The sequence below is a fragment of the Notoacmeibacter sp. MSK16QG-6 genome, from assembly GCF_024158145.1.
Classification (GTDB): Bacteria; Pseudomonadota; Alphaproteobacteria; order Rhizobiales; family Rhizobiaceae; genus Notoacmeibacter.
Window position 1 is genome coordinate 15,818 of the sequence record NZ_JAMYXM010000003.1, and the last position, 25,339, is coordinate 41,156.

Consider the following 25,339-nt stretch of genomic DNA (forward strand, 5'->3'; position numbering starts at 1 on the left):
GCAACTTCCCGATGTCAGCATCAATATGAACAGGATGGCCGAGATGAACGCGACAAGCGGAACGACGATCGATGCGGCAGAGGTGGATCGCTTTTCCGCGATGGCTGCCGAATGGTGGAACCCGAAAGGCAAGTTCCGCCCACTTCATAAGTTCAATCCTGTCAGGCTACGCTATATCCGGGACGAGGTCATAAGACAGTTCGATCTCGATCCAACGGCCGAGAAACCGTTTCAGGGGCTACGCATACTGGATATTGGCTGCGGCGGCGGTCTGCTGTGCGAGCCGATGCGTCGATTGGGCGCGGAAGTCGTCGGCGCAGATGCCTCCGAAACGAATATCAAGGTAGCGCGCATTCATGCCGAACAATCTGGGCTCGATATCGATTATCGCGCAACGACCGCCGAAACCCTGGCCGATCGAGGCGAACGCTTCGACGTGATCCTCAACATGGAAGTTGTCGAACACGTCGCCAATGTCGACCTGTATCTTCGGCGTTGCGCCGAGATGGTAAAACCGGGCGGCATGATGTTCGTGGCGACGATCAACCGGACGATGAAAGCCTACGCGCTGGCCATTGTCGGCGCTGAATACGTCTTGCGCTGGCTGCCGAAAGGCACCCACTCCTACGACAAGCTGGTTCGCCCGGTTGAAATCCATGATCCGCTATCGAGCGAAGGCCTTTTAAGGCGCGACATTACCGGTGTTTTTTACAGCCCACTATCCGATAGCTGGCAGCGCAGTCGCGATACGGATGTCAACTACATGGTGCTCTACGAGCGCCCGAGCTGAATCGCCCTCAATTCTGGTCTTCCGGCAAATCGGGGATCGGCAGAACCGGCACGCCGTCATCGAGCAGCGATTTGACGTCCTCTGCCTTCGCCGAGCCGTAGATTTTCTTCTTGTCGGTCTCACCGAAATGGATGCGGCGCGCCTCCTCGGCAAATTTCTCGCCAACATCGGTCGCATCCGCCTTCATCTCCCGGACCATTTTCGCCATCTGCTTCAGCATCTGCGCCTGATTTTCATCAGGGACCAGACCGACCGATTGCGGCTGAGGCGCATCGGCAGGCGCGACCGTTTTCTCAGCCGGCGACCTCACCGCTGGCGCCATAAGCGTTTTTTCAACCGATGCCGTGTGACAGTGCGGGCATGAGAGTAAGCCGCGCTGCTTCTGTGCATCGAAGTCACTGGACGAGCGAAACCATCCATCGAACTGGTGGCCATCGACACAGCGAAGGGCATAATGGATCATTGATAGTCAGCCCACGATGTTGAGGGAGAATTCACGCTCATTCGTAAGGTTCGGGATGGAAGCTCTCTGAGAAGCCACAGCCCCGATATCAAGATCGGCGATCACGATGCAAGGCTCATCACCGTCCGCATCGGCCAGTATCGCACCATCCGGCGCGACGATAAGCGAATGGCCAAATGTCTCGCGTCCGTCTTCATGGCGGCCGCCCTGCGCCGCCGCTATGACAAATGCGCCATTTTCAATGGCTCTGGCGCGAAGAAGCGTGTGCCAGTGCTTCTGACCGGTTTGGCGGGTGAATGCAGCCGGCACGGTAAGAATTTCAGCTCCGGCCCTCGCCTGTGCACGGTAGAGTTGCGGAAAACGAAGATCGTAGCAGACCGACATGCCAATCGTACCCAGCGCCGTCCTCGCAACGATGGCTTCTTCGCCCGGACGATAGGTTCGCGATTCGCGCCAGCTCTCGCCATCGGCAAGATCGACATCGAACATATGGATCTTGTCGTAACGCGCGATGAGCGACCCATCCGGCGCGAAAATAAACCCGCGATTGGCGACCTTTTCCCCATCCAGCCGAATAGCGGTGGAGCCGATATGCAGATGGACAGAAAGCTGCTTCGCCAGCGCAGCAGCTTTCGCCACAAGCGGGTCTGACGCTTCGTCGCTGATTTTGCTGAGCAACTCGTCGCGATCCCGGACAAGCATGCCGGTCATTTCAGGGGTCTGAATATAATCGGCGCCCAAGCTCGCAGCTTCCCGCACCGTGTCTTCGAATGTGCGCAGATTGACCGCCGGATCGCGACTCGATCGCATCTGTAAGCAGGCGGCGCTGAAAGAGCCCATCGCTGGCCTCAGTCGTCTTTCAGCAAGGCATCGAGTTTGCCCTGCCGGTCGAGCGCATAGATGTCGTCGCTGCCGCCCAGATGCCGCTCACCGACAAAAACTTGCGGATAGGTCGAGGCGCCGTTCGCGCGATGGATCATTTCCTGGCGACGCTGTGGCTCCTCGGTGATATCGATCTCCGTGAAAGCGACACCCTTACTTTTGAGAAGTCGCACGGCGCGGGTGGAATAACCGCAGAATTGGCGGGTATAGATATCGATCTGCGGCATATACTTCTCCTGCATCGCATCTGTTGCTGCACTGCATATAGGACGTCATCACCTGCCGCCAAATGCGCCTGCTCAGACCACTCGGCCCTCCGCGAGTACCCGCGAAAAGGTCAGTATGTCGACTGCCCCCGCACCGCCACGCAGTAAAGCGCGCGTCGCCGCCGTGACCGTCGCGCCTGTGGTGAAGACGTCGTCGATTAAAAGGACTTGTCTGCCGGAAAGGAGCGGAAAAGCATCCGCAGGGACTTCGAAAGCACCCCTTACATTTGTCCGCCTTTGCTCACGTGTCAGACCCACCTGTCGGGGTGTCGCGCGTTTGCGGATAAGACATTCAGGGCGAAGCGGGATTTGCGCTCGCGATGCAACGGCGCGCGCCAGTTCGGCACTCTGGTTGAAGCGGCGGGCGAGCAGCCGCCGGCGGTGCAGTGGCACCGGCACGATCAGATCGGCATCCGCAAGCAAATCGCCGCCTGCCCGCACCATCCAGCCCGCCATCCACCGGGCCAGATCGGTCCGGTCGTGGTATTTCAGCGCCGAGATCAGACCACGCGCCGGTCCGTCATGGATGACCGCCGCCCGCGCGCGGCGAAAAACCGGAGGGTCGGCCAGCGCCTCGGCGGAAACGATGCCCGCGCCCAGTTCGACGCTGAATGGCGTACCGAGGACCGGACAGACAGGCGCTTCGATTGCCTTCAGATGTGGCCAGCACTCAGGACAATATGTGCCCGGAGCGCTGACAATGCGTCCGCATTCAAGGCAGGAGGGCGGAAAAACCGTCTGAGCAACCGAATGGCCGATAGCGGCGACGAAGCGCCGTATGCCGGCACCTGACCCGCCGCGTTCGACTGGGTCCTGCGTCTGAGCCGGGGAGGCCGCCCCAGGCGGCAACCAGATTTCAGATGGTTCGGTCATGGCCAATTCGATCCGTGCTCAGCGCATGGGCTTGCGGGGTGGACTTCGCCTCGCTAGCTACTCTGGCACTCAGGAACCGACGCGGCAATCGTCAGGAAATCTATTCATCATGTTCGACAGCACACAGGTTCGTAGACGCCGCCGCCGAGCCGAAAAAATGGCTGTCGAAGGAGCTGGTTTTCTTGCCGAACTGGTTGCCGAAGATTTGGATGACCGCCTGCAAAGCGTCACACGCACCTTTCCGACCGTGAAGCTGGTTGGCGCTCGGGGGTCGGACCTCGTTCCGCTTTTGCGCAAACTCGGTCATGGCGAAACAAGCATTGATGCGGTCGATGCTCACGTGGAGGGATGGGAAGATGCGCTGCCGAAAGGGCAGTCGGACCTCATCGTCTCCTTTCTCGATCTTCAGGATGTAGCGGATCCGGCGAGCTATCTCGCCGCCTGTCGTCATGCGCTGCGGCCGGACGGTCTGTTCGTGGGAGCCTTCATAGGCGGCGAAAGCCTTGGCGGTCTTCGGGAAGCCCTTCTCTTGGCCGAGACGGAGCAGCGTGGTGGCGCCAGTCCACGCGTTCACCCAACGATTGCGCTGCGCGATGCAGGTGCGCTGCTTCAACATGTCGGCTTCGCCCTTCCCGTGATAGACAGGCAGACCACGACTGTCCGCTACGACAGCCTTATCAGTCTTATGGCGGATTTGCGGTCGATGGGCGCGACCAACGCCTTGGCGTCGCGGAGCAGGCAACCTTTGACGCGTGCCATTCTGGGACGCGCGGCGGAAATCTATCAGGAGAGAAATGGCGATCCCGATGGCCGTGTCCGTGCGGTCTTCGAAATGATATGGCTCAGTGGATGGGCACCGGACCGAAGTCAGCAGAAGCCGCTCGCACCGGGATCGGCGAAAGCGAGCCTTGCCGATGCCCTCCGACAGGCGGAAAAAAGCGGAGAAACGTCCTAGTCCGTGCCGCCGATGGCCGACGCTACGACGCTTATGATCGACATGGCGCGGCCGCCGCTTGCCTGAATGCTGATGAACAGCAGAACGGCCAGCAGGCTGCATAAAAGGCCGTATTCGATGACGGTGGCGCCACGATTGTCGCCGAGGAATCGTCTCAACAGGCCCGTCACGAATTTGCTCCCGGCACCATGGATGCTGCTATCGCAAGTGCGGCATCAGCAGCCATTCGCTGTCTCGCCGGCGGCATGAAGGCAGATCACTTCCGGCATCGGCGACAACACGCTTCGCCTCAGAATGTAGGGATTGCCGTTTGGCGCGGTCGAGCGGACCGAACCGGTCGATATCATGTCGATGTTACGCAAAGCGGCCGGTTGTTGCCGTTGAGCGTATTGCTTGGCCTTCCGATCCGCCATTGGAGCGAGGAAAAGCGCCAGCATGACCCCTGCAGTGCCGAACAGCAGCGCCGCGCGCAGGATGCCGAACCCCATCCGCGTTACCGCAGAATCGGTCCTGTCGTTCAGCGGCGTTAGATCGACACCCCTGTTCATTATGCCACTCCAAAGATGTCCGCCGGCAAAAACGCCGACGAAACCTCTTCGATCATTGCATCTGCGCATGAACAGCTCGTTAATCCTTCGATGCTCAAACCGCTATTCGTCCATGGCGGCGTTTGAAACAGGCTATGGCGAATTGGGCGATCGGCAGGTTGTCAAGGTCGTGGCTCCGCGCCTTCGCAAGGATCTCAGAGCAAATCTTGAAGAATGGGGATCAGGGGCTCGTCCGCCGGCGGCATCGGATAATCGCGCAACGCGTTCGGCCTCACCCACTTGATCGCCTGTCCCTCACGTCCTACCGGCGTGCCCGAGAAGCGTCGGCAGACGAAGAGCGGCATCAGGAGATGAAAGTCCTCGTAAGCGTGGGAGGCAAAGGTCAGCGGCGCCAGGCAAGCGGCCTGCGTCACGATACCCAACTCCTCGTCCAGTTCGCGGATCAGCGCGTCCTCGGGCCGCTCGCCGGAATCGATCTTGCCGCCGGGAAATTCCCACAGCCCGGCCAGCGCCTTGCCCTCGGGCCGCTGCGTCAGCAGCACACGGCCATCCGCATCGACCAAAGCGCAAGCGACGACCAGCAGAATGCGCGCGTCGGTCTTCGTCATTGGGTGGCGTCCGGGGAACTCATATAGAAATAGTCATAGACCGGTTCGAAGCCGAGCGAGCGCGAAAGAGCCGTCGAAGCCGCGTTGTCGGCCTCGACCTGTTCCCAGACACCGGAGGCCTTGCGCTTTTTCGCCCAGGACAGAACGCCGGAGATCAGCTCCTTGCCAAGCCCTTTGCCCCTTACATCCTTACTGACATTCAGCTCGAAACTGCCAATCATGTCGCCCTGGCGTACGCAAACGACGCTGCCGACAGGGTGATCGTCCCGTTCAAGCAGAAAAAGGAAACTTGGCGGTTCGATGCGCGCCAGAACCGCGCGCAGATCGTCTCCCCGCTCGATCGAACGCGCGCCGATAGCTGCGTGAGCGGCGACGAATTCTTCCGCCTTCACGCGGCGCAATTCCGGCGCATTATCGTCGTTCCAATCGTCGACCGAACGCGACTGGATTGTCGTGCGGGCTTCCGCCGTCCAGCCTCGCTCGATTAGCGAATCCAATATCCGCTGCGACGCGAGGGGGGAGATAAGAAAGCGTGGCCGCTTGCCCGCATCGGCAAATCGTTCGATGACCCTTTTTAGGCGCATATCGATATCGGCATCATCGCTGGGATCGAGCGGGGTGACGCAGTTCTGCCGCTTGGCGGCGCAATCGCTGGAAAGGCGCACCGCCCAAGCCCCATCATAATGGAGCGTTTCCGCCGGCCAGGCCTGGGCGCCCGCCGCCGTGAAGCGGCGCGCGACAGTTAGTGGGGCGCGGGGAACGGTCGGACTGTTCATCGCTACGGTGTCAGCTCCGGTAGTCGCCATTGATTGCGACATATTCCTTGGTCAGATCGCAGGTCCAGATTGTCGCCTCACCGTTCCCGATGCCGATATCGGCTGTGATGACGATCGTATCGTTTTGCATGTAAGCGGATGTATCGTCCTCTGAATAGGATGAATCGCGCTCCCCTTCATGCGCCACGCGAATATCACCGAAATAGATCGCGAGCCTGTCACGGTCAGCGGGTTCGCCGGCCTTACCGACCGCCATGACGACACGGCCCCAATTGGCGTCCTCTCCGGCGATTGCCGTCTTGACGAGCGGTGAATTGGCGATGGACAAGGCGATGGTTCGGGCGGAGACGTCGCTCTGAGCGCCTTTGACTCGGACCTCGATTTCCTTGCGCGCGCCTTCACCGTCTCTGACGATCTGCCTCGCCAGATCCTTCAGCATGGCGTCGAGCGCGCCGCGAAACCCGTCAAGAAGCGGATCGTCCGCGCTGGTGATCCTCGGAGCGCCGGCATCCGCTGCGGTGCCCGTTGCAAACAGCAAAAGCGTATCGGAGGTCGAGGTGTCGCTGTCCACCGTCACGGAATTGAAGCTGCCGCCAACGCTTTCCGACAGCAAAGTCTGTAGAACAGGCGCTTCGATTGGCGCATCGGTTGCAACGAAAGACAGCATCGTGGCCATATCCGGCGCGATCATACCTGCGCCCTTCGCAATCCCGTTCAAGGTGACCAGATGATCGCCAATGGCGACGCTGGCTGTCGCGTATTTCGGATAGGTATCGGTGGTCATGATCGCCTTGCCGGCTTCCAGCCAGCCATCGGCGACGCTCTTCTCGGCCATGCCGGACAGGAGCCCGGAAAAACGGTCGGCGGCGAGCGGCTCCCCGATCACGCCCGTCGATGCGAGAAACACTTCGCTTGGCGAGCACCCGACTGCGGAGGCAGCGGCCAAGGCTGTCACCTCCGTCGACTCACGCCCCTTGCGCCCGGTAAACGCGTTGGCATTTCCCGAATTGACGACGAGAATGCGAGCTGTCCCGTGCTTTAGATTGGCTCGGCAGAAATCCACCGGCGCGGACGGGCATCGCGACCGGGTAAAAGTGCCGGCGATCTGGGTATCTTCATCGAAAATCATCACCATCAGATCGGTTCGTCCGCGATATTTGATGCCCGCTTCCGCCGTCGCTATCCGAACGCCGCCGATCGGAGGCATGGCAGGAAAGGCTTTCGGGGCAAGCGGAGAGACGGCGGAGCTCATACAGCGACTTTCAAATGAAGCGAAGGCGACGGGTTCGGCGGCAGATTTGCCCGACGCCTCGTCAAGTTGCAAGCACGCCACCGGCGAAAAGCGATCAGCAAAAAGCCGGCATCCAAGGATGCCGGCTTGCAAGAGAGTCTTCGGTAAGGCCGCCGCCCGATAAGACCTATTCGGCTTCTTTCGTCGCTTCCAGGGCTTTCAGCTCCGTCTGCAAGGCAGGGTCGCTGATCTCGACAGTCGCTTCGCTCCGCTCGGTCTTCACGGCGTCGGTGTAACGCTTGACGAGAAGTTCATTGCGCAGCTGATCCTTGATCTGCTCGAACTCCGGCGGCTTCACATTCCGTTTGTCTTCCACCTTGATGACGTGAAATCCGAACTGCGTCTGGACAGGCTCCTTCGTGATAGATCCTGTTTCCAGCGCGAATGCCGCCTGTTCGAATTCCGGCACCATCTGTCCGGGCCGGAAATAGCCGAGATCGCCGCCGGAAGGGCCTGAAGGCCCGGTGCTCTTTTCCTTGGCGACGGCCTCGAAGTCGGCCCCGCCTTCAAGCTCGGCGATCACCGCTTCGGCATCCTCCTTGGTCTTTACGAGAATGTGCCGGGCTTTGACTTCCTGCTGCTTCGGCATATCGGCGACGCGCTCATCGTAGAGCGCCTTGACGTCCCCATCGGTAATCTCGTCAGCCAGCTGCTTCTGCATATAGAAGCCGTGCAATGCGCGCTCCGTCATGAAAGCGATGCTGCGCTGAAATTCCTCATCCTTGTCCAGACCGGCTTCACGCGCCTTGCCGGACATCAGCTTGATCTCGATGAGAGCAGCCAGAGCCGCGGCATCACGCTTGTCTTCCGGGATTCGAGCGAATTGGGGACCGAGTTCACCCATCGCCATATCCAGCTCCTGACGAGTAATCGGCGATCCGTTGACGGTGGCGACGGTCTCGTTCTCCTCCTGCGCGAAAGCGGGTATGGTGACACTTGCAGCAAGAACGACGCCGGCAAGAAGAATGCGGGCTGGGCGCAGGGAAATCATGTAAAGGCTCCGGACTGATTGAATGGCGCTTCCATAGTGGCCCGATGGACCGTTTGCGCGCCTTGGCACGCAGGGTGCGAGCGTTGACAACACATAGGGCCACTCTTATCTCTCCGCCACCAACGCGTCCACCCGGCCCTTGAGCCTTTTGGATTGCGATTTGGAAAGGTTTTCAGCGTCACCGCGGCCCCGCGCGGCAGGCCAGGCCCGCCAGATAATGGCGCCAGCAGCAGGCCGGACGCAGCACGCACAAGTGGGGCAAGAAAGGGCCACTATGGTCAGTCTCGGCGGTTTTGCGACAAAGCTCTTTGGTTCGGCCAATGATCGTCGCATCAAGAAGCTTCAACCTTTCGCTGATATCGTGAACGATCTGGAAGACGGCATCGCTGTTCTCTCCGATACCGAATTGAAGGCCAGGACGGACGACTTCCGAAAGCGCCTTGCCGATGGCGAAACGCTTGACGACCTGATGGCAGAAGCCTTTGCTGTTGTTCGCGAGGCGTCCAAGCGCTCGTTGGGAATGCGCCCTTTCGATGTGCAGTTGATCGGCGCGAGGGTCCTTCACGAAGGATCTATTGCGGAGATGCGCACCGGCGAAGGCAAGACTCTGGTAGCGACACTGGCCGTCTATCTGAACGCTCTGGAAGGAAAAGGCGTTCACGTTGTCACCGTCAACGACTACCTCGCCCGCCGCGACGCCGAGCATATGGGTCGGCTCTATGGCTTTCTCGGCATGTCGACGGGCGTCATCGTCCACGGCATGAATGACGATGAACGGCGCGAAGCCTATCGCTGCGACATCACCTACGGCACCAACAACGAACTCGGCTTCGACTATCTGCGCGACAATATGAAGTATGAGCGCGAGCAGATGGTACAGCGCGGCCACAATTACGCGATTGTCGACGAGGTCGACTCCATTCTGATCGACGAAGCGCGCACACCGCTCATCATTTCCGGCCCGCTCGACGACAAGTCCGACCTTTACATCAAGGTCGACACTTTCATTCCGCAATTGGTCGAAGACGATTACGAAGTCGACGAAAAGCAGCGCACCGCGACTTTCACCGAAGACGGCACGGAGAAGATGGAAAATCTGCTTCGCGACGCCGGTCTCATGCAGGGCAACAGCCTCTACGATGTGGAGAACGTCGCGCTCGTCCATCACGCCAACAATGCTCTTCGCGCACACAAGCTTTTCGCCCGCGACAAGGATTACATGGTCAATCGCGGTGAGATCGTCATCGTCGACGAATTCACCGGTCGTCAGATGCCCGGCCGCCGGTTCTCCGAAGGGCTGCACCAGGCTCTGGAGGCCAAGGAAAAGGTCGATATTCAGCCCGAAAACCAAACGCTCGCCTCTATCACGTTCCAGAACTATTTCCGCATGTACGACAAGCTTGCCGGCATGACGGGCACGGCGACGACCGAGGCGGAGGAATTCGGCAACATTTATGGCCTCGAGGTGGTCGAAGTTCCCACCAACCTTCCGGTCATTCGCGAAGACGAGGACGATGAGGTCTACCGGACGGCGGAAGAGAAATACGCCGCCATCGTCGAGGAGATCAAAGCCGCAAAGGAAAAGGGCCAACCGACCCTCGTCGGTACGACCTCGATCGAAAAAAGCGAATATCTGGCCGACCGGCTAAAGAAAGCCGGGCTTAAAGGCTTCGAGGTTCTGAACGCCCGCCAGCATGAGCGCGAGGCATACATCGTTGCGCAAGCCGGCGTTCCCGGCTCCATCACTATCGCCACCAACATGGCCGGTCGCGGTACCGATATTCAGCTTGGCGGCAATCTGGACATGCGCCTTGCCGAAGAGCTTGGTGACATGGCGGAAGGTGAAGAGCGCAAGGCTGCCGAAGATCGCATTCGCGCCGAAGTAGCCGAATTGAAGAAGAAGGCGCTCGAAGCGGGCGGTCTTTATGTGCTGGCTACGGAGCGCCACGAAAGCCGGCGCATCGACAATCAGCTTCGTGGCCGTTCCGGACGACAGGGCGATCCAGGGCGCTCAAAATTCTACCTGTCGCTGCAGGACGACCTGATGCGCATTTTCGGCTCCGAGCGCATGGACGGAATGCTCCAGAAGCTCGGCCTTCAGGAAGGCGAAGCGATCATCCATCCGTGGATCAACAAGGCGCTGGAAAAGGCGCAGAAAAAGGTCGAAGCGCGCAACTTCGATATCCGCAAGAATCTCCTGAAATACGATGACGTGATGAACGATCAGCGCAAGGTCGTTTTCGAGCAGCGTCTGGATCTGATGGATGGCGAAGACCTCACCGACACGATCGCAGAAATGCGCGAAGAGGTGGTCGAGGATATGGTCCACCGGCACATCCCCGAAAACGCCTATGCGGAAAGCTGGGACATCAAGGGCCTGGCCGGCGAAGTCGAGGAAGCGTTGAACCTCGATCTGCCGATTGGCGAATGGGTGGAAGAGGACGGCATTGCCGAGGACGATATTCGCGAACGTATTCTCGCAGCGGCGACGGCTGCGGCCGACGAGCGCGCCAACCGGTTCGGTCCCGATGTCCGCACCTATGTGGAAAAGAGCATTCTGCTGCAGACGCTCGACCATCTGTGGCGCGAACATCTGGTCAATCTGGACCATCTGCGCTCCGTCATCGGTTTCCGTGGTTATGGCCAGCGCGACCCTCTGCAGGAATATAAGGGCGAGGCGTTCGAGCTCTTCCAGGCCATGCTCGGCAATCTGCGTCAGATGACGACGCGGCAGTTGATGCGCATCCAGATTCGCGCAACCGACGAGCCGGAAGGCCTGGAAGGCCTGGAAGGCGACGGCGTGCCGGAAGGAGCCGAACCCCATCATCTCGACATGATGACCGGTGAGGACGATGCCGGCGATGAAGGCGGCCCGCTAAGCTGGTCTGAGGCGCATGCCGTCTCCGCGACCGGCGAAGAGACGACCGACCCAGATAGCTGGGGCAAGGTCGGCCGCAACGAGCCCTGCCCCTGCGGGTCCGGTAAGAAGTTCAAACATTGCCACGGCGCCTTCGTCTAGGCGCTGGGTCGGGCATTTAGATACCACGCTCCGCAGTCTAGCTCCGAATGCCTCGGTTCTCTCCGTGGCGTGCGGATGGTTCAATTCCACCGTTTCTTAAGCATCCATCGCTATCTGTAATGCGAACGTAGCAAACGGAAGCGGGATATTGCGACTGTCGGCCGAACTGACAGCGGAACGATTTTTACCGACGCGCCTTGGCGCCGTCGCCCGTCCCTTCGCGCGGAAATTCGACACAATTTTGCGTGGCGAGGGCGAAAAGGCGCAGGCTGGCCGCGTCGCACTGGTGACATTCGGCGTCCGCCTGATGGCTGCCGCGCTTGCCTATGTCAGCCAAATCCTTCTGGCGCGCTGGATGGGAACCTTCGAATATGGCGTTTTCACCTTTGTCTGGGTGACGATGATCATTCTGGGAAATCTGGCGGGATTGGGCTTTCACACCGCCATCATCCGCTTCGCTCCGCAATATCAGGAAAAGGCCGATCCGGCCCGTCTGCGCGGCATTCTGCGCTTTGGCCAGCTCGTTTCCTTCCTTCTGCCGCTCGTGATAGGTGCAATCGGCGCAGCAATCGTCTGGTCGCTTCGCGGTAACATCGACGGCTATTGGATTCTGCCCTTTATCGTCGCTTTCGCCTCCGTCCCTTTTCTCGGCCTCGGCGACTTCCACCACGGCCTCGCCCGGTCACAGGGCTGGGGCATGCTGGCCATGGGGCCGATCTATCTTCTGCGCCCTTTCCTGATCATTGTCGGGATGGCCCTCGCCCTGCTATTCGGCATGAGTGCTTCAGCTCTAACAGCCGTTGGCGCAGCAGTTGCCGCAACCGCTCTGACCACCGCTTTCCAGCACCTCCTTTTACCTGGCCGCGTTCGAAAAAGCCTCCCGCAGGAGCGCACCATCCGCTACGAGCCGAAGCTTTGGTTCGGCGTTGCCCTGCCGATCTTTCTGGTTGAAGGGTTCTTCGCGCTGCTGACCAATGCCGACGTGCTGATGGTCGGCCTGTTCCTCCAACCGCAGGACGTCGCTATCTACTTCGCCACGGTCAAGACGATCGTCCTGGTCCATTTTGTCTATTTCGCCGTCAAAGCCGCCGTCGCCCAGCGCTATGTACGCCTCGCCAGCCGCGACGGCGACCCTGACGAACTGGCGGCCTTCGCCCGCGAAACCGTTGCATGGACGTTTTGGCCATCGCTTCTGATGAGCGCCGTGGTCCTGGCGATCGGCCCATTCCTTCTGTCCTTGTTCGGCGAGAACTTCGAGCAGGGCTATCCCTTGCTCTTCATCCTGCTGGCGGGTGTCTGCTGCAGGGCGGCGGTCGGTCCGGCCGAAAGTCTTCTTTCAATGACCGGTCACCAGAACATCTGTGCTGCGCTTTACGCAGCGGTCCTTGCCATCAACGTGTCGCTGAATATCGTTCTCCTACCGACGTTCGGCCTTTGGGGCGCGGCCATTGCAACAGCCGTCGCCATCGCCACCGAGGCCGCGCTTCTGATCTTCATCGTCCATAGCCGGTTCGGCTTCTGGATGGTGGTGAACGGGTTGCCTAACTTTCGGCAGGTCACGCGGGGAGCTGCCGCATGACAATCACCACCATCCCTCTCGTCGAAGCCAGCGGCAAAGCCCGCCTGAGCGATCAGGTTCTCGATAATCTCATGGCCCTTCCCAGCTGGAAGCCGCAGCATCAGGCGATGCTCGATTCCGGCCTGCCGGAATTCGACCGTCGCCTCTCCATCTACGATGCGTCGGCTGGATTCGAACTGCTGGACGAACTTGACCATCTCGCTGCGCGCTCCATCGAACGAAACGTCTTCTTCGAGCCGCGCTTCCTGGCGCCGGCCATGCCCCGCCTCGACGATCGCGACGTCTTTCTGGCGGTGCTGCGCGACGAGGATACCACGCGCTCGCGGCTCCGCTTCCTGTTGCCCTATTCCATCGAACGGCCCGGGCTCGGCATCGGTCCAAGCGTCATCCGCGGCTGGACGACGCCTTTCGGTCCCGTGGGAGCGCCTCTGATCGACAGCGACGATCCGGTGCAGATCGTCAATGCCGCTTTCGCACTCATGGCGCAGAAGAAACTCAAACTTCCCAATGTCCTGGTCCTGCCGGACATGCCTCTCGACGGCCCCGCGGCTGGGGCGATCCGCGCAGCCGCGATCTCTTCCGACCTGCCGATCAATATTATCGAGGGCGAGTCGCGTCCTGTCCTTGATGCGACGGGCGACGCCGATGAACACTTTGCGGCAGCGGTAAGCGGCCACCATCGCCGTAACTACAACCGGTTGCGCCGCCGGCTCGGCGAACGCGGGACACTGACGTTCGACATTGCCCGTCAGCCGGAGGAAACCCGCGAGGCAACCGAAACCTTCCTGACGCTGGAGTTGATGAGTTGGAAGGGCAAGGCCCGCTCCGCCATGGCCTCCGACCGCTATCAGGCCGCCTTTGCCAGAGAAGCAATCTACCGGCTGGCGGAACGCGACATGGTGCGCATCGCCACGCTGAAACTGGACGGCGAAACGATCGCCTCACTCATTCTGCTGCTCGCCGGCGGCACGGCCTACACTTGGAAGACAGCCTTCGATGAGACGCTGAAGGAATTTTCGCCGGGCGTCTTGCTGATGATCGATGCGACCGAATATCTGATCAACGATCCAAACATTATGCAGGCCGATAGCTGCGCCGCTGAGAACCACCCGGTCATGAGCCGCATGTGGAGCGACAGCCGGACCTACGGCACGATCATCGTCGGCATCACGCCAGGCACAGACCGTGCGGTCAACCAGACGGCCCGTCAACTCCATCTCTACCGGGGCACACGCAATCTGGCGAAGAATCTTCGCGACAAGGTACGGAAAATCCGTCGCTAACCGCGTCGATTATTGTCGGGCGTCACATCCTTCATCGTGCGCTCGTCAATATCGTCCAGATCGGTCAGGTCGTGGTGGCCGAAATGATCCAGGATCATGTTCAGGTTGCGCCGGTTCGCCTTATAAACGGCATCGAACACATCGCCGAGTATCGGTACTGCGCCCACGACGTAGTCCAGCCCGACATTGCCCAGCATCCGCGTCAGTTTATGAGTCGGCAAGCCCATTTTGCGCGCCTCGTTGACGATCCAGAGCGAGACCAGAACGGTGGCCGTATCGCCGACACCTGGAACGAGACCGACGATGGAATCGGCGCCCAGCCGAAAGCCGCCGGGGAGCCGGACGGCAGTGTCCATAAGCCGCGCAGCACGGGCCACGCGCCGCAGTCGCCGGGTTTGATCCGCAATATTCGCCGTCATATCCACTCCACTCTTAGTCGCAGCCAACCTGCCGGCCATTATATGGGCGGCAGCATAGGCAAGGGCCAGAGCGCAGCAGGGTCTTGATATTCATATTGCCGGCTTACGACCGCACGGCGAGGTTCTGAAAGACGAACCGGGCGTTCCGCTATAGCGACAAGGAGAAGTCCGGTGAGAAATGGTGCCCCCTGCCGGAATCGAACCGGCACTCCCGAAGGAACCGGATTTTGAATCCGGCGCGTCTACCAATTCCGCCAAAGGGGCAACGCGCGGCAACTATATGAGGCCGATAGCGCGCGTCAACAGCCCTTGCCTGCTGGACAGGCCCGGATGGAAGAAATAGGCAGAGGCGCGAAAAAGCCGCCACGGAAGAATCGATGCTGCGCCGCCTTTATGACTGGACCATGGGCCTTGCCCGAACGCGTCACGCTGACAAGGCGCTGGCTGCTGTCAGCTTTGCTGAAAGCTCGATCTTTCCGATCCCACCGGACGCCCTTCTTATCCCGATGGTTCTGGCCCAGCGACATCGCTGGATCTATCTGGCTTTTGTCTGCACCGTATCCTCAATCGTCGGCGCCTTCGTCGGCTACGCGATCGGCGCATTGTTCATGGATGTGATCGGCGACCCGATCCTGCAATTCTATGGGAAGGCGGACAGTTTCGACGAGATCCAGGCGCTTTACAACGAGTGGGGTGGCTGGGGCGTTCTGTTCGCGGCGGTCACGCCATTTCCCTATAAGGTCCTGACTATCTTTTCCGGAGCGACAGGCCTCAATCTAGGGATCTTTGCACTCGTTTCGATTATCGGCCGTTCCGCGCGCTTTTTCCTCGTGGCCTGGCTGCTCGGGCGCTACGGCGAACCTATCCAAAGATTCATCGAACGCTGGTTGAATTGGCTATTCCTTGCCTTCATGATTCTTCTTATCGGCGGCTTTGTCTCGATCCGATACCTGTTTTAGGACCGATCCATGATCTCCAACCGCAACCTGGCGATTCTTACCGGCCTTGGCATGGCGCTCGCTGTCGGAACCGCGCTGGGCTTCGAGCATATTGGCGGCTACATCCCCTGCAAGCTCTGCCTGGAGCAGCGAACCGCTTATTATGTCGGCATACCCTTCATGATTGGCACCGCTATAGCCGCTTCGCACGGTACGCGTCCGCGGCTTGTCAAGACCATGTTCGCAGTCGGCGCACTTCTGATGATCTGGACGATGGCGATCGGCGTCTATCATTCCGGCGTGGAATGGGCGTGGTGGGCCGGGCCTGACGACTGCGCTGGCGCATCCAGTACGGTGAGTGAAGCGGGTAGCCTGCTCGATTCGCTTGGCCAGAGACCGCCTTCCTGCGACCGGGCAGCAGGCCGCTTTCTCGGCATTTCCTTTGCCGGATGGAATGTCGTTGCGGCGGCGATGCTGGCGGCACTCTGCCTCTACGGCGCACTCCGCCGGCAACCGGCTCCCCGGCCTTAAGGCTCCAGTTCGGTATCCCAATAGAGATAATCGAGCCAGCTTTCATGCAGATAGTTTGGCGGGAAGGCGCGCCCGCGCTCGTGAAGCTGGTGCGTCGTCGGCTGGAAAGGCGTCTGCCTTGGCCACATGCGGGCATGATCCGGCATAAGACCGCCCTTTTTCAGATTGCACGGCGAGCATGCCGCGACGACGTTTTCCCAAGTCGTCTGTCCGCCGCAGCGGCGCGGCACCACATGATCGAAGGTAAGGTCGTGAAGGCTGCCGCAATACTGGCACTCAAACCGGTCGCGTAGAAACAGGTTGAAGCGTGTGAATGCCGGCCATGTCGCGGGTTTTACATAGCTCTTCAGACAGACCACGCTCGGCAGTTTCATCGACCGCGATGGCGACGACACGCTGTGGTCATATTCGGCAAGGATGGAAACCCGGTCCAGAAACACGGCCTTGATGGCATCCTGCCAGGACCAGATCGACAGGGGATAGTAGCTCAAAGGCCGGTAATCGGCATTGAGGACAAGCGCGGGAAGCGCTTCAGGACGCACATGCACCGTCACAGCAGGCGGCTCCTTTCATCTTCAGGCCCGGATGACAAAGCAGGGACCGAAAGGCGAACATCATTGATGTCCAGAGATAGTTAAGCGCCTAAATCCGCCGTTGTGAAGACGCTTCGGCATTGGCCCATCCCTGTTTATCCACTGCTTTCTCCACCGCCGATACACAGGCTCGGCAACAAATTCGTAACAGCGGGGCATCAAACCGGTGCGCCTCCACCGGCTTTTCGAACGCCATACCATGCCCACAGCAAACGAGCGGCCACACTGCGGTTTGGAGCCCACCGTTTGGCCAGCTCGGAGAGTGTTTTTTCGTCTGGCCGTGCGTCGAGGCCGAGCGCCTCGTGCGCAGCGGCCTGAAGCGCGAGGTCGCGTGAAGGAAAGATGTCGGGATGACCGGCCGCGAAAAGCAGCCAGCACTCCGCTGTCCAGCGGCCAATCCCGGAGACAGGAGTCAGAGCCGCCACGGCCTCCTCAGCCGGCAGGCGCAGAACGCTATCGAGCGAAAGGCCATCGCGCTCGGCTTCGGCCACGGCGCGCAAAGTACGGATCTTGGGTCGCGACAGGCCCGCACCACGCAACATCTCGTCTGAGGCCGAAAGAAGCGCCGGGCCGGTTAGCGGATCGACCGCTTCCTTCAACCGTCTGAAAATCGTATCGGCTGCGGCTTTGGAGACCTGCTGCGCAACCACGATTGCCGCCAGGCCTGCATAGCCTCCCGCCATGCTTCGCGCCGGCAGCGGGCCGCACATTTCCGCGAGCGGCGTCAAATCAGGGTCTTGCTCAAGAAGGATGCCGAGCGACCGGGCGATCGCCGCTTCACTATCGAGAATCATGCGCACACCACTTTCTTTTTGCGGCTTGGAAAACCGGTCGTCTGTGCTTAGCAAAGCCTATGGTGAACGCGCCGCCAGACAAACCCGTTTTTCGTTTCGCACCCTCCCCCAATGGCGCGCTGCATCTCGGTCATGCCCGTTCGGCCATACTGAACGACATCGCGGCCCGACAATCCGGCGGACGGCTCTTGCTCCGAATGGAAAACATCGATCTGGCGCGCTGTACGCCCGAACTGGAACACCGCATCAATGAGGATTTGGACTGGCTCGGCATCAAGTTTGACGGCCCGGTCCGCCGGCAGTCCGACAACTTCGATTACTATCGGCGGGGACTATCGCGGCTGCGTGAGTTGGGTCTCGTTTATCCCTCCTTCACAACACGCGGCGAACTACGCCAGGTGGTCGCCATCGCAGAAAAGGAAGGTCGGTCTTGGCCGCGCGATCCGGATGGCGCACCTCATCCGCCCGCTTCCGAGAGAACACGTAGCGAAGAGGACTGGGCAACGCTGATGGCGACCGGCCGTTCCTATGCATGGCGTCTGGACATGGATGCCGCGCTCGAACGGCTCGGATCGGAGGAGATCACATGGAACGAAAGCCGGACACTGCTTGACGAACCTTCCGTAGCGCGGTTCGAAGTCCGTCAGTGGGGCGATGTGGTACTGGCGCGGAAGGACACGCCGACGAGCTATCATCTTGCCGTGGTCATGGACGACGCCATGCAGGCGGTCACACATATTGTTCGTGGCCGCGACCTTTATGCGGCGACCGCCATTCACCGTTTACTCCAGCGATTGCTGGACCTGCCCGAGCCGGTCTACCACCACCACGCGCTGATTCTGGACGAAGAAGGTCGCAAACTCTCCAAAAGCGCCGGCAGTACCGCCCTGTCCACTCGACGGCTCTCCGGCCAAGGCGCCGGGAAAATCAAAACGCTGGCACTATCTGCCAGAGAAGCTGTAGCTGACTTTACCCTTCCGAAAACATCCGGCTGAGGGCGGCCTTCACAATGACCATAAACATGACGAGACCGAATGCACCGCCAAAGCCGACAAAGATGATGGATGGCAGCGTATAGAAGCGAAGACCGAATTCCGGCAGCGCTTTGAGAATACCGAAAAAGCCGAACATTAAAACGGCGGTGTTGCCGAACGGACCGAATCCGTCTTCATCAAGCATATTGCTCAATGCAAAGCCCGATACGAGAAGGATACATGCAATGATCGTCGAGCCGATTATGATCGTCGGCATATCGATTGACGGCATCGACGCTTCTCCAAACGAATTGCACAAACCACAGAAGTCGAAACCATAACCTTGGCATATTGCCGTTTGCTTAAAGAGAAGATTGCAATGCAACGGAACGACAATCATGCGTTTTAGTGCGGCTTTCGTTCCGCTACTCTTTGTCGTCCTATGGTCGACAGGCTTCGTCAGCGCGCGATACGCCATGCCCTACGCCGAACCCTTTAGTTTCCTGGGTGTCCGGTTCGTCCTTTCGGCAGCAGCGCTGGGACTGATCGCCGCCTTCGTAAAAAGCTCGCGGCTCTCTTGGGCGCAAAAGCGTGATGCGATGATCGCCGGCATGCTTATGCATGGCGTCTATCTCGGCATGGTGTTCTGGGCGATCGACAACGGCATGCCCGCCGGCCTTTCCGCGCTCATCGTCGGCCTTCAACCTCTTCTGACCGCCTTCATGGCCGCCGCGACCCTCGGCGAGACGATCACGCGGCGTCAATGGACCGGGCTTGCCGTCGGCTTGGTTGGCGTGACGATGGTGCTTGGCCCGCGCATAGGCCAGATCGGTTCCGGCGTGAATTTCTGGACGGTCAGCGCCATCTGTCTGGCGGTTCTGACCATGAGCGCCGGCACCGTGCTGCAAAAGGGTCGACTGAAAGGCGCCAGCCCCGTCGCGAGCACGATCTGGCAATTCGTCGGGGCGGTCCTACTCACCGTACCGGTTGCTCTGTTGCTCGAGGATCAGACCTTTACGCTGACTACGCCGCTGGTTCTCTCGATGGCATGGCTCGTGCTCGTCCTGTCGGTTGGCACGATCCTGCTGCTGATGTGGCTGATCGAGAAGGGGGCGGTCAGCGGCGTCGCCGCGCTTTTCTATCTGGTGCCCGCTTGTACAGCCATTCTCGCCTACATCCTGTTCGGAGAACCTTTATCGCCGATACAGATCGCCGGCATGGCGATCACCGCCTTAGCCGTGGCGATGACCGATGGAAGGGCAAGCCGCCAGCCGCCCGTAGCGCCCGGTAGCGCATGATGGCGGCGTTCAACTCGCCACCGATGATGAAGATGGCCGACACCATGTAGAGGAAGACCAACGCCACGATGATCGAGGCGAGACCGGCATAGGTCGTCGAATACTGGCCGAAATTGTCCAGATAGGTGACGAAGCCCCACGATCCGACGACCCAGAAAAGGATCGTCAGCGCCATGCCTGGCAGAATATCGACAATGCGGCGCTTTCCTTCCGGCAGATAGATATGGCTCATGGCCAGTCCCACCAGCAGCACGATGATGGCGATGACAATCCGCAAGGCATCGAAGGCGAAGACCTCGGGCACGAGATCGGGCGCCCGGCTGAGCAGCACCGAATGAACGATCGGTGCGGCGACCAGCATGAGGCTGACGATCGTCAGGCAGATTGTCGCAAGCAGAACGAAGCCGAAGCTCTGCAGCCGCAATGAGATGAAAGACCGGCTTTCGACCTGCCGGTAGGCTCGATTGAGCGACGTACGAAGCGCTTCCACACCGTTTGAGGCGAAGAAAAGGGCCAGCAGCACACCGATGGTCAGCAGATCGCCACGCTCGCCGGAGAGAACGGCCTGCACTTCCTGCGTAACCGGTTCTGCGATGGTATTCGGCCATGTTTCGAACAAGAGCGGCACCGCATATTGCGCGAAGTAATCGGCGCCGAGAAAGCCAGCCAGCGAGGCGGCAAAAATAAGAAACGGAAAAATCGCCATCAGCGTGGACAGCGCCACATGGCTTGCAAAGGCCCAGCCATCGTCATTGTTGAAGTGGCTGATCGCGTCCCAGATCACGACGCGGAATGTGTGCCACATAAATGGATTCCCTTGCTGATCATGTCATACCATATGGAACGCCATGACGCGAAATCAGCACGAACGTCGTTTGCACCGCAAGAACGGCATGCGACCTTTTGCCGATTTACCGGCACAGGGATGAAATCTTCCGACGCCGTCCCACATTGCAGGCGGACAGTATAGGATAGATCGATGGCCACCGTTTTTCAGATTGCTGCAATCATCGCCATGTTCGCCGTTGGGATCGTGCTTTTGCGCGGTCTGTGGAACATGATGCGCGCAGGCGACAGCAATACCAGCCAGAAACTGATGCAGATGCGTGTGTTTCTGCAATTCATCGCGATCGTGCTGATCGTCGGCGCTCTCTATTTCGCCCGCCCCGCCTGAAGTGCCGAAGGAAGGTTGAGATGGTCCGGCTGAACAAGATTTATACCAAGACCGGCGATGACGGCACGACCGGCCTTGGCTCCGGCGAACGCCGCAAGAAATTCGATGCGCGGGTCGAGGCCTACGGCACCGTTGACGAAGCGAATGCGGCCATCGGCCTGGCGCGGCTGCATACCGGTAGCGAGGCATCCGACATCGATAAGGTCTTGGCGCGCATTCAGAACGACCTCTTCGACCTTGGCGCGGATCTGTCAACGCCACCGACCGATAAAGAACTGGGCTATGAACCGCTCAGAATTGTCGCCAGCCAGATCGAACGGCTAGAAAATGATATCGACGTTTTCAATGAACGCCTCGAACCGCTGAAGAGCTTCATCCTGCCGGCCGGTTCACCAGCGGCCACTATGCTTCATCTGGCGCGCACGGTGGTTCGCCGGGCAGAGCGGCTGGCGGTCGCCGCCAGGGATGAAGCTGGCGAAAATGTCAGCGATGAAGCGATCCGTTATCTGAACCGGCTTTCCGATTTTCTGTTCGTCGCCGCCCGCATCTGTAATGGTGACGGGCGGGACGACGTTCTCTGGGTTCCAGGCGCAAGCCGCTAGTTCCTCACCTTCACAGCCGGTCAGGGGTCGTATCGATGTTCATTCCGATTCACGACGCCAACGATCTCATCTACATCAAACGCCAATATGTGACGCTGTGTCTGATCGCTGCCAATGCCGCGATCTGGCTCGTGACGGGAACCATGGGCGAGAGCGTCCTCGCCGCCTACGCCACGACGCTCGGTTTTACTCCGGCCTATGTTCAGGACGTGCTTCCCGACCCCGCTGGGCTTGGAATCGTCGGCGAGACAGCGACATATCTGACCTACGCCTTTCTCCATGGCGACATCTTTCATCTTGGCGGCAACATGCTGTTTCTCTGGATCTTCGGCGACAATGTCGAGGATGCGATGGGTCATTTTCGCTTCTTCGCATTCTATCTCTTATGCGCCATAGGCGCAGCGGCAGCACACGGTCTTTTCCTGCCGGCTTCACCCGCACCACTCATAGGTGCTTCAGGCGCGGTAGCGGGCGTCGTAGCCGCCTATTTCATTCTCCATCCGAGGGTCAAAATCTGGGCCTTGGTCTTCGCCAAGATCCCCCTGCGTCTTCGGGCAAAATGGCTTCTGGGCGCCTGGATCGCGCTTCAAATAATCATGTTCTTCGCGCTTCCCGAAGATCAGGTGTCGTGGGCTGCGCATATTGGCGGCATCGTCACCGGCGCGCTTTTGGTATGGCCGTTCAAGCGAAAGGGTCAGCCCATACTGGATCGTCGGATCGAGCCGCCCGACGCCGCCATTTTGAAGGGCGACAACCTTCCGAAGCGGTGAAATTCATCGAGCCGCAAATCTTCTTTGACGTTTACGTCAAAATTTGCTTACTGGCCTTTCGACAGGCTTGCGGATAGGTCGAAGGCGGCAATTTCAACAGGCCGTATGCATGGATTTGTCGGAGCTTTGGCCCAAATAAGCGGCCAAGCCCGCATTATTTTGTACGAATTGGGAGAAGCTGATGAAGATCCTGGTGCCCGTAAAGCGCGTGATCGATTACAATGTGAAGGTTCGCGTCAAATCGGACGGTTCGGGGGTAGAAACCGCCAACGTGAAGATGAGCATGAACCCCTTCGATGAAATCGCCGTCGAAGAGGCGATCCGTCTGAAGGAGGCCGGCACCGCAGAAGAGGTGGTCGCCGTTTCGATCGGGCCGGACAAGGCTCAGGAAACGCTGCGAACCGCTCTTGCGATGGGCGCGGATCGCGCGATTCTCGTCAAGACCGATGAAACAGTCGAACCGCTGACTGTCGCCAAGATTCTGAAGGCGATTGTCGATGAGGAGAGCCCCAAGCTGGTCGTCCTCGGCAAGCAGGCGATCGATGACGACGCCAACCAGACCGGTCAGATGCTGGCCGCGCTTCTCGGCTGGGGTCAGGGCACCTTTGCCAATGAAGTGAAAATCGACGGCGAGAAAGCCGAAATCACCCGCGAGGTCGATGGCGGCCTGCAGACGGTGAGCCTGAATCTGCCGGCCATCGTCACGACGGACCTTCGTCTTAACGAGCCACGCTACGCTTCGCTTCCCAACATTATGAAAGCCAAGAAGAAGCCGCTCGACGCCAAAACGCCGGACGAGTACGGCGTCGAGGTTTCGTCCCGACTGAAAGTCCTGAAAACGGAAGAACCGCCCGAGCGGTCCGCTGGCGAGATACTCGAAAATGTCGACCAGCTTGTCGACAAGCTCAAAAACGAAGCCGGCGTGCTTTGATCGCGGACAAAACGGGAGACTACTGACATGGCACTTCTTCTTATTGCCGATCACGACAATGCGACCCTGTCCGACCAGACGGCCAAGGCGCTCACCGCTGCCAAGGAGATCGGTGGCGACATAGATATTCTTGTTGCCGGCAAGGGTGCGCAGCCTGCCGCCGACGCCGCTGCCAAGCTGGATGGCGTCCGAACGGTGTTGCTTGCTGAGAGCGACCAGCTGGAACATCAACTGGCCGAGCCGCTTGCCGCTCTCGTCGAGAACCTCGCAGGCGATTACGATTATCTTCTCGCGCCGTCGACAACGACGGGTAAGAACGTAATGCCACGCGTCGCCGCGCTGCTCGATGTGATGCAGATTTCCGACGTGATGAGCGTCGAAGGTGACGACACCTTCAAACGTCCGGTCTATGCCGGAAACGCGATCCAGACCGTTCAATCCTCCGACGCCAAAAAAGTGATGACCGTTCGCGGCGCGTCTTTCCAAGCCACAGGCGAAGGCGGTTCCGCTTCGGTCGAGACCATTGACGCTGTGGATGGACCGGGCGTCTCCTCATTTGTTTCCGAAAAGATCGCCGAGAGCGACCGTCCGGAACTGACCTCCGCCAAGGTGATCCTGTCCGGCGGCCGGGCGCTCGGCAGCAAGGAGAAGTTCGACGAAATCATCCTGCCGCTCGCCGACAAGCTCAATGCAGCGGTCGGCGCATCGCGGGCGGCAGTCGATGCGGGATACGCGCCCAATGACTGGCAGGTCGGCCAGACGGGTAAGGTCGTTGCGCCCGAACTCTATATCGCAGCAGGCATTTCCGGCGCGATCCAGCATCTGGCGGGCATGAAGGACAGCCGCGTCATTGTCGCCATCAACAAGGACGAGGATGCGCCGATTTTCCAGGTCGCCGATTACGGTTTGGTAGGCGATCTATTCACGATCCTGCCCGAACTGCAGGAAAAGCTGTAAATCGACCGAAGATATGGCTGCAAATCAGCTGAACATCTTGCAGCGATGAAGCGGAATGCTATCGTGGCTCCCGGGGACACTCGGGGGCCACTTATGCCTTTACAGAAAGCGCAAGATATCATTGCGCGGCCTTATCGCGACCGTCAGGTCATCGTGCTGGCGCACCAGCATAGCAAAGACGACGACACAGCGCCGGTCGAAGCCAAACTGTCGGAATATTATCGCTATAATTTTCTGACCGGCCCTCCTCCCTCGCTCCTGCTGAAACGGGATTACTGGGCCGACAGTAAGAATTACGGCGTTTTCGGCTATCTGTTCGACAAATTACGAGGTCGAACGTCCAATGGCGGCAACGAACAGAGCGGGCGGCTGATACGTGTCGATGGCGCGGGTATCGAACAGATCATCGATTTTCCGCCAGGACATCCGCGCTACGATGTCGCCTATGTCGGCCATCCCCTGCGACCGGAACGCTATGTACCGATGGCCAATTTTCATCGCGCCATGTTCGTCGATAAGTTCTTCGAGTTGACGCACATCCTCACTGCGCTCGGCGCGCGGGAAATTTCAGTCAATTATTCGTCTGACAAGAGCGACAAAAAGGGTGGATCGGTCGGTTTTTCGGTTGCGGAAGAGCTGGTCGGCAAGCTGGAAACGTCCGCAGAGACACGCAATGTACGCAAGAGCTCTGGCGAGCTGAAAGCGACATTCGAGCCGAAAGGCGCGCCGGCCTTGCCGCCCGATCTGGCCTGGTACCCGCATGAAACCGCCTGGCGCTCCGTGGTTCATTCGCGGCTGGAGGCCGGACTGAACACCATAGAGGTGGCCCTACGATACGAAGACGATTTCGGCATCAACGGAAAAATCGCGGCGGGGCTGAAAGGTTTCGGAATCGAACTCGGCGGCAATTTCGAGGAGTTCGAACGCACCGTCTGGCGGTTCTCGGGCGTATTCGCATAAGAAAAAGCGGCATTGCGGGGAGGTCAGCGTTGCTTGGCATCGCGACCTTCACTAGACGCGGCACACATCAACAT

General features: G+C 59.5%; 29 protein-coding genes, 1 tRNA gene and 2 pseudogenes. 16 read left to right on the forward strand and 16 right to left on the reverse strand.

Going from position 1 to position 25,339, the window contains the following annotated elements; translation table 11 throughout:
• Nucleotides 1-43: 43 nt before the first annotated feature.
• Nucleotides 44-790 carry a bifunctional 2-polyprenyl-6-hydroxyphenol methylase/3-demethylubiquinol 3-O-methyltransferase UbiG gene (gene ubiG / locus NIM86_RS10995; RefSeq protein ID WP_253382068.1) on the forward strand — a complete coding sequence of 249 codons (747 nt, stop codon included), beginning with the start codon at nt 44-46 and terminating at the stop codon, nt 788-790.
• Nucleotides 791-797: 7 nt separating this feature from the next.
• Here ubiG and NIM86_RS11000 read toward each other — a convergent pair whose 3' ends face one another.
• The 4 genes from NIM86_RS11000 to NIM86_RS11015 form a co-directional block, all read right to left on the reverse strand.
• Entirely contained in the window at nt 798-1,253 is a 456-nt protein-coding gene (locus NIM86_RS11000; RefSeq protein WP_253382070.1) for a DUF1178 family protein, read from the reverse strand.
• A 6-nt stretch (nt 1,254-1,259) separates the two neighbouring features.
• The gene (locus NIM86_RS11005) at nt 1,260-2,093 is read right to left on the reverse strand and encodes a carbon-nitrogen hydrolase family protein (RefSeq protein ID WP_253382072.1); all 834 of its coding nucleotides are present in this window, start codon (nt 2,091-2,093) and stop codon (nt 1,260-1,262) included.
• Between the two features lie 8 nt (nt 2,094-2,101).
• Entirely contained in the window at nt 2,102-2,362 is a 261-nt protein-coding gene (gene grxC, locus NIM86_RS11010) for a glutaredoxin 3 (protein WP_253382074.1), read from the reverse strand.
• A gap of 72 nt (nt 2,363-2,434) precedes the next feature.
• A complete protein-coding gene (locus NIM86_RS11015) occupies nt 2,435-3,274 on the reverse strand; it encodes a ComF family protein (protein WP_253382075.1) in 840 nt (279 codons plus the stop codon).
• Nucleotides 3,275-3,383: 109 nt separating this feature from the next.
• On the opposite strand from NIM86_RS11015, the gene NIM86_RS11020 reads away from it, so the two are divergent.
• Nucleotides 3,384-4,229: an SAM-dependent methyltransferase gene (locus NIM86_RS11020; protein ID WP_253382617.1), complete on the forward strand. Its 846-nt coding sequence runs from the start codon at nt 3,384-3,386 to the stop codon at nt 4,227-4,229.
• On the opposite strand, the gene NIM86_RS11025 is transcribed toward NIM86_RS11020, so the two are convergent.
• The 6 genes from NIM86_RS11025 to NIM86_RS11050 form a co-directional block, all read right to left on the reverse strand.
• Nucleotides 4,226-4,399 carry a Flp family type IVb pilin gene (locus NIM86_RS11025; RefSeq protein ID WP_253382078.1) on the reverse strand — a complete coding sequence of 58 codons (174 nt, stop codon included), beginning with the start codon at nt 4,397-4,399 and terminating at the stop codon, nt 4,226-4,228. The two genes, NIM86_RS11020 and NIM86_RS11025, sit on opposite strands and share 4 nt — an antisense overlap.
• A gap of 45 nt (nt 4,400-4,444) precedes the next feature.
• Complete coding sequence (locus NIM86_RS11030) at nt 4,445-4,777, reverse strand: hypothetical protein (protein WP_253382081.1); 333 nt, start codon at nt 4,775-4,777, stop codon at nt 4,445-4,447.
• A gap of 194 nt (nt 4,778-4,971) precedes the next feature.
• Nucleotides 4,972-5,385: a (deoxy)nucleoside triphosphate pyrophosphohydrolase gene (locus NIM86_RS11035; RefSeq protein ID WP_253382083.1), complete on the reverse strand. Its 414-nt coding sequence runs from the start codon at nt 5,383-5,385 to the stop codon at nt 4,972-4,974.
• The gene (locus NIM86_RS11040; protein ID WP_253382085.1) at nt 5,382-6,191 is read right to left on the reverse strand and encodes a GNAT family N-acetyltransferase; all 810 of its coding nucleotides are present in this window, start codon (nt 6,189-6,191) and stop codon (nt 5,382-5,384) included. The genes NIM86_RS11035 and NIM86_RS11040 overlap by 4 nt, the downstream gene beginning before the upstream one ends.
• Nucleotides 6,172-7,413, reverse strand: a complete 1,242-nt coding sequence (gene argJ / locus NIM86_RS11045; protein ID WP_253382087.1) for a bifunctional glutamate N-acetyltransferase/amino-acid acetyltransferase ArgJ — start codon at nt 7,411-7,413, stop codon at nt 6,172-6,174. Before argJ ends, NIM86_RS11040 begins: the two co-directional genes overlap by 20 nt.
• Before the next feature lie 166 nt (nt 7,414-7,579).
• Nucleotides 7,580-8,443 (reverse strand): peptidylprolyl isomerase, encoded by an 864-nt coding sequence (locus NIM86_RS11050; protein WP_253382089.1) that lies wholly within the window; start codon nt 8,441-8,443, stop codon nt 7,580-7,582.
• 274 nt (nt 8,444-8,717) lie between these two features.
• On the opposite strand from NIM86_RS11050, the pseudogene secA reads away from it, so the two are divergent.
• The 4 genes and pseudogenes from secA to NIM86_RS11065 form a co-directional block, all read left to right on the forward strand.
• Nucleotides 8,718-11,190, forward strand: a pseudogene (secA, locus tag NIM86_RS11055) (preprotein translocase subunit SecA); the annotation flags it as partial.
• 179 nt (nt 11,191-11,369) lie between these two features.
• Nucleotides 11,370-11,462 (forward strand): annotated as a pseudogene (locus tag NIM86_RS17265) (SEC-C metal-binding domain-containing protein); the annotation flags it as partial.
• Between the two features lie 148 nt (nt 11,463-11,610).
• Nucleotides 11,611-13,041, forward strand: a complete 1,431-nt coding sequence (locus NIM86_RS11060) for a lipopolysaccharide biosynthesis protein (protein ID WP_253382093.1) — start codon at nt 11,611-11,613, stop codon at nt 13,039-13,041.
• A 2-nt stretch (nt 13,042-13,043) separates the two neighbouring features.
• On the forward strand, nt 13,044-14,324 hold the full coding sequence (locus tag NIM86_RS11065) for a GNAT family N-acetyltransferase (RefSeq protein WP_371872889.1): 1,281 nt from the start codon (nt 13,044-13,046) through the stop codon (nt 14,322-14,324).
• Here NIM86_RS11065 and NIM86_RS11070 read toward each other — a convergent pair.
• Nucleotides 14,321-14,743 carry a DUF4112 domain-containing protein gene (locus tag NIM86_RS11070; RefSeq protein WP_253382098.1) on the reverse strand — a complete coding sequence of 141 codons (423 nt, stop codon included), beginning with the start codon at nt 14,741-14,743 and terminating at the stop codon, nt 14,321-14,323. The genes NIM86_RS11065 and NIM86_RS11070 overlap by 4 nt on opposite strands.
• A gap of 179 nt (nt 14,744-14,922) precedes the next feature.
• Nucleotides 14,923-15,007: transfer RNA gene (locus NIM86_RS11075), tRNA-Leu, on the reverse strand.
• Nucleotides 15,008-15,120: 113 nt separating this feature from the next.
• Between NIM86_RS11075 and NIM86_RS11080 the strand changes: the two genes are divergently transcribed.
• Nucleotides 15,121-15,702, forward strand: a complete 582-nt coding sequence (locus tag NIM86_RS11080) for a YqaA family protein (RefSeq protein ID WP_253382100.1) — start codon at nt 15,121-15,123, stop codon at nt 15,700-15,702.
• Nucleotides 15,703-15,711: 9 nt separating this feature from the next.
• Nucleotides 15,712-16,212, forward strand: a complete 501-nt coding sequence (locus tag NIM86_RS11085) for a disulfide bond formation protein B (RefSeq protein WP_253382102.1) — start codon at nt 15,712-15,714, stop codon at nt 16,210-16,212.
• Here NIM86_RS11085 and NIM86_RS11090 read toward each other — a convergent pair.
• On the reverse strand, nt 16,209-16,766 hold the full coding sequence (locus tag NIM86_RS11090) for an HNH endonuclease (RefSeq protein WP_094076656.1): 558 nt from the start codon (nt 16,764-16,766) through the stop codon (nt 16,209-16,211). The genes NIM86_RS11085 and NIM86_RS11090 overlap by 4 nt on opposite strands.
• 197 nt (nt 16,767-16,963) lie before the next feature.
• Nucleotides 16,964-17,599 carry a DNA-3-methyladenine glycosylase gene (locus NIM86_RS11095; RefSeq protein WP_253382619.1) on the reverse strand — a complete coding sequence of 212 codons (636 nt, stop codon included), beginning with the start codon at nt 17,597-17,599 and terminating at the stop codon, nt 16,964-16,966.
• Nucleotides 17,600-17,658: 59 nt separating this feature from the next.
• On the opposite strand from NIM86_RS11095, the gene gluQRS reads away from it, so the two are divergent.
• Nucleotides 17,659-18,594, forward strand: coding sequence for a tRNA glutamyl-Q(34) synthetase GluQRS (gluQRS, locus tag NIM86_RS11100; protein ID WP_253382104.1), 936 nt, complete (start codon nt 17,659-17,661; stop codon nt 18,592-18,594).
• Here the strand turns inward: gluQRS and NIM86_RS11105 are convergent.
• A complete protein-coding gene (locus NIM86_RS11105) occupies nt 18,569-18,865 on the reverse strand; it encodes a hypothetical protein (RefSeq protein ID WP_253382106.1) in 297 nt (98 codons plus the stop codon). The genes gluQRS and NIM86_RS11105 overlap by 26 nt on opposite strands.
• 106 nt (nt 18,866-18,971) lie before the next feature.
• Between NIM86_RS11105 and NIM86_RS11110 the strand changes: the two genes are divergently transcribed.
• On the forward strand, nt 18,972-19,871 hold the full coding sequence (locus tag NIM86_RS11110) for a DMT family transporter (RefSeq protein ID WP_253382108.1): 900 nt from the start codon (nt 18,972-18,974) through the stop codon (nt 19,869-19,871).
• Here NIM86_RS11110 and NIM86_RS11115 read toward each other — a convergent pair.
• A complete protein-coding gene (locus tag NIM86_RS11115; protein ID WP_253382110.1) occupies nt 19,798-20,676 on the reverse strand; it encodes a YihY/virulence factor BrkB family protein in 879 nt (292 codons plus the stop codon). The two genes, NIM86_RS11110 and NIM86_RS11115, sit on opposite strands and share 74 nt — an antisense overlap.
• Before the next feature lie 174 nt (nt 20,677-20,850).
• On the opposite strand from NIM86_RS11115, the gene NIM86_RS11120 reads away from it, so the two are divergent.
• From NIM86_RS11120 to NIM86_RS11145, 6 genes are all read left to right on the forward strand, one after another.
• Nucleotides 20,851-21,045, forward strand: coding sequence for a twin transmembrane helix small protein (locus tag NIM86_RS11120; protein WP_253382112.1), 195 nt, complete (start codon nt 20,851-20,853; stop codon nt 21,043-21,045).
• Between the two features lie 20 nt (nt 21,046-21,065).
• On the forward strand, nt 21,066-21,647 hold the full coding sequence (locus NIM86_RS11125) for a cob(I)yrinic acid a,c-diamide adenosyltransferase (RefSeq protein WP_253382114.1): 582 nt from the start codon (nt 21,066-21,068) through the stop codon (nt 21,645-21,647).
• A gap of 35 nt (nt 21,648-21,682) precedes the next feature.
• On the forward strand, nt 21,683-22,417 hold the full coding sequence (locus NIM86_RS11130; RefSeq protein ID WP_253382116.1) for a rhomboid family intramembrane serine protease: 735 nt from the start codon (nt 21,683-21,685) through the stop codon (nt 22,415-22,417).
• Between the two features lie 181 nt (nt 22,418-22,598).
• Nucleotides 22,599-23,348 carry an electron transfer flavoprotein subunit beta/FixA family protein gene (locus tag NIM86_RS11135; protein ID WP_253382118.1) on the forward strand — a complete coding sequence of 250 codons (750 nt, stop codon included), beginning with the start codon at nt 22,599-22,601 and terminating at the stop codon, nt 23,346-23,348.
• Between the two features lie 27 nt (nt 23,349-23,375).
• Entirely contained in the window at nt 23,376-24,305 is a 930-nt protein-coding gene (locus NIM86_RS11140) for an electron transfer flavoprotein subunit alpha/FixB family protein (protein ID WP_253382120.1), read from the forward strand.
• Nucleotides 24,306-24,398: 93 nt separating this feature from the next.
• Entirely contained in the window at nt 24,399-25,265 is an 867-nt protein-coding gene (locus NIM86_RS11145; RefSeq protein WP_253382122.1) for a hypothetical protein, read from the forward strand.
• Nucleotides 25,266-25,339 lie beyond the last annotated feature (74 nt).